Here is a 3382-nt window from a genome sequence, read left to right on the forward strand (position 1 = left end):
GAGGAGGCTCCCCGGACCGCCCGCGAACCGCACGTGCCTGGAGCGGAAATCAACAGGTAAGTTTAATAGGCCTAAAAAATAAAAGGGGTGTTTTTATATGTTATTGAAAAAACAAACAGTTTGGTTATTAACGATGTTAAGTTTAGTTGTTGTATTATCTGTTTATTACATTACTTCACCTGAGCAGAAGAGTAATGATCTTGCAGCTATACAGCAAGATGCCAAGGAGCAAAATAAAGGAAAAACAACAACAAAAACAACAACAAAAACAGAAGCTAAGGATGATAAAACAATTGTATCAACCGTTGCTGGTGATCAAGAGTTTGAAGAACTTCGTATGAAGTTAGATGACCTAAGAAGTCAACAACAAGAGGATTTAACGACTGAGCTTGCCTCGACTGATCTACCAGCAGTCGAACGCAGCAAAGTAAAGGACCAAATGGATAAATTGAATCAAGCAGCACAAAAAGAAGAAATTCTTGAAACCCTAATTAAAACCATGGGCTATGAAGATGCATTAGTCAGAGCAGATGGTGAGGAAGTAAGAGTTACCGTTAAATCTAAGAATAAGCCTTCTGCAACTGAGGCAAATAAAATCATCCTACAAGTGAAAAAAGAAATTGGTGAAACCAATTATGTAGCAGTTGAATTTCAGCCAACTAAGTAAGTTACGATCAAAAGGAAAGTCACCGACTTTCCTTTTTTTTTGCTTGAGGTCCATCAAATAGGGTAAAATGATATGCTGTGAGATATCAACTGTCCAAAATTTCCTTTTGTTCGTAAAAATATTAAGATCAAGGTATAAGACAGAGGGTGGATTTTTCAATGAAGAAGATATACATCATTGAATTTTCACTAGATATTATCGTATAGTTATAGTAGTTAGTCATAATTTTGTTGTATGAGGGGTGTAACTCAATGTTAAAAGTTCAAGAAATTCGGGAATTAATAAAATTGGTGGATCAATCTAGTATTGATGAGTTTGTATATGAAAACGAAGGTTCAAAAATTAAAATGAAAAAAAATGTTTCAGCTACATATGTTTCACAAGTTAGTGCTGCTCCATCTCAAATTGAAGCTGTATCAACTCCAGTAGCACCAATCGTTCAAACCGCAACACCATCCGTTGCCGTTCAGGAAGTAAGCCAAGAAGTTCAAAAGCAAGAAACTGTAAAGCAAGCCGATACAACAAATCTTCACAAAATTGTATCTCCTATGGTTGGAACTTTCTATGCTTCACCAACTCCAGATGCTGACGCCTATGTGAAACAGGGATCGAACGTAACAAAAGATTCCATTGTATGCATTGTCGAAGCTATGAAATTATTCAATGAGATTGAGGCAGAAATTGACGGAGAAATTGTTGAAATCCTCGTTAAAGATGGTCAATTAGTAGAATACGGACAGCCTTTATTTTTAGTAAAACCTTAAGTTAGGAGCGATAACAGGATGATAAAAAAACTGTTAATTGCAAACAGAGGAGAAATTGCAGTTAGAATTATTCGTGCATGCCGTGAAATGGGAATTGAATCGGTAGCTGTTTTCTCTGAAGCAGACCGAGAAGCATTACATGTTCAGCTGGCAGACGAAGCCTACTGTATAGGACCAACTTCATCAAAAGACAGTTATTTAAATGTAACAAACCTTATTAGTGTAGCAAAGTTAACAGCTTGTGACGCTATCCACCCAGGTTATGGGTTCTTAGCTGAAAACGCTGATTTCGCAGAGCTTTGCCGGGAATGCAATATTACATTCGTCGGTCCAAGCCCTGAAGCGATTACAAAAATGGGTACAAAGGATATTGCAAGGGAAACCATGCGGGAAGCCGGTGTTCCAATTGTCCCAGGGTCAACTGGGATTATTAACGACATCGATGAGGCGCTTGAACTTGTGAAAAAAATCCAATATCCAGTAATTATTAAAGCAACAGCGGGTGGAGGCGGCAAAGGGATTCGCGTTGCCAAGAATGAACAGGAATTAGTAAAGGGCATAAGTATTACACAGCAAGAAGCGATGACAGCCTTTGGAAATCCTGGTGTCTACATTGAAAAATATATTGAGGATTTCCGTCATGTTGAAATCCAAGTCCTTGCTGACTCCTACGGAAACACCATTCATTTAGGAGAAAGAGACTGTTCCATTCAACGAAGACTCCAAAAGCTTCTTGAAGAAACACCATCACCAGCATTAGATGGTGAAATCCGGGAAGAAATGGGAAGTGCGGCTGTAAAAGCTGCAAAAGCAGTTGATTATTCAGGTGCCGGCACGGTAGAATTTATATATGACTACCGCAATCGGAAATTTTATTTTATGGAAATGAATACACGGATTCAGGTGGAACATCCTGTAACGGAAATGGTCACCGGGATAGATCTCATTAAAGAACAAATCCGAGTGGCTTCTGGAGAGAAACTAAAGTTAAATCAGAAGGATGTAACTTTCACTGGATGGGCAATTGAGTGTCGGATTAATGCCGAAAACCCAGAAAAGAATTTTCTCCCATCAGCCGGAAAAATCAACATGTATCTTCCACCAGGTGGATTTGGTGTACGTATTGACTCAGCAGCTTATCCAGGGTATACGATTCCGCCATATTACGATTCCATGATTGCAAAAGTCATTGCATATGGCGCAACCAGGGAAGAGGCAATTTCAAGAATGAAACGTGCTTTAAGTGAATTCGTTGTCGAAGGTATCCATACAACCATTCCATTCCATTTAAAACTGCTCGATCATGAAAAATTTGTAGAAGGCGGCTTTAATACAAAATTCTTGGAATTGTATGATGTGATGAAGTCTCATTAATATTTGGAGGTGTTATGAATGAGTGAGTTTAGTGTCTTGGAAATGGAACAAGGCAATAACGGACATGGAAAAGTTGAAATTGCTCCTGAAGTGATTGAAGTGATTGCAGGCATTGCTGCTTCTGAGGTGGAAGGTGTTGCTGCGATGCGTGGGAATTTCGCAACAGGTGTGGTTGAACGTTTAGGGAAAAAAAACCACGGTAAAGGCGTCAAAGTAGAACTAACCGAGTCAGGAATAAAAGTTGATGTTTATTGTATGATGAAGTTTGGAATATCCATTCCATCTGTTGCAAGTAAAGTTCAGGATAATATTCGGCAAGCATTGCTGAATATGACTGCTCTTGATGCAGAGGAAGTAAACATTCATGTGGTAGGCATACAATTTGAAAACCAAAAGAATGAACCAGAGATAATCGACACTGAAGTCTAATATTTGGAAACCAAAGGATTTTATTCCTTTGGTTTTTCTATTTCTAGAATTTAGTTTTAAATAAAAGTGCTTACATATTGGAAAAATAACAAGGTTAGAGTGCGAATCATTTTTAGTTATGCTATTATCGTTAATGTGAATCCTATTC

Annotated in this window: 4 protein-coding genes; all 4 read left to right on the forward strand. The window is 38.3% G+C overall.

Annotated features, from left to right (window positions below):
- Window positions 1–97: 97 nt before the first annotated feature.
- Complete coding sequence (locus V7659_RS25810) at window positions 98–667, forward strand: SpoIIIAH-like family protein (protein ID WP_335542963.1); 570 nt, start codon at window positions 98–100, stop codon at window positions 665–667.
- A gap of 251 nt (window positions 668–918) precedes the next feature.
- Window positions 919–1431, forward strand: a complete 513-nt coding sequence (gene accB / locus V7659_RS25815) for an acetyl-CoA carboxylase biotin carboxyl carrier protein (protein WP_335542964.1) — start codon at window positions 919–921, stop codon at window positions 1429–1431.
- An 18-nt stretch (window positions 1432–1449) separates the two neighbouring features.
- The gene (gene accC / locus V7659_RS25820) at window positions 1450–2805 is read left to right on the forward strand and encodes an acetyl-CoA carboxylase biotin carboxylase subunit (RefSeq protein WP_335542965.1); all 1356 of its coding nucleotides are present in this window, start codon (window positions 1450–1452) and stop codon (window positions 2803–2805) included.
- 18 nt (window positions 2806–2823) lie between these two features.
- A complete protein-coding gene (locus V7659_RS25825; RefSeq protein ID WP_098574925.1) occupies window positions 2824–3234 on the forward strand; it encodes an Asp23/Gls24 family envelope stress response protein in 411 nt (136 codons plus the stop codon).
- The last annotated feature ends 148 nt before the right edge of the window (window positions 3235–3382 follow it).

Origin of the sequence: Neobacillus drentensis (genome assembly GCF_036966985.1) — a bacterium.
GTDB classification, from domain to species: domain Bacteria; phylum Bacillota; class Bacilli; order Bacillales; family Cytobacillaceae; genus Neobacillus; species Neobacillus drentensis_E.

Coding starts and splice junctions, on each gene's coding strand:
- V7659_RS25825 (WP_098574925.1), top strand. CDS start 2,824: ATGAGTGAGTTTAGTGTCTTGGAAATGGAACAAGGCAATAACGGACAT.
- accB (WP_335542964.1), top strand. CDS start 919: ATGTTAAAAGTTCAAGAAATTCGGGAATTAATAAAATTGGTGGATCAA.
- V7659_RS25810 (WP_335542963.1), top strand. CDS start 98: ATGTTATTGAAAAAACAAACAGTTTGGTTATTAACGATGTTAAGTTTA.
- accC (WP_335542965.1), top strand. CDS start 1,450: ATGATAAAAAAACTGTTAATTGCAAACAGAGGAGAAATTGCAGTTAGA.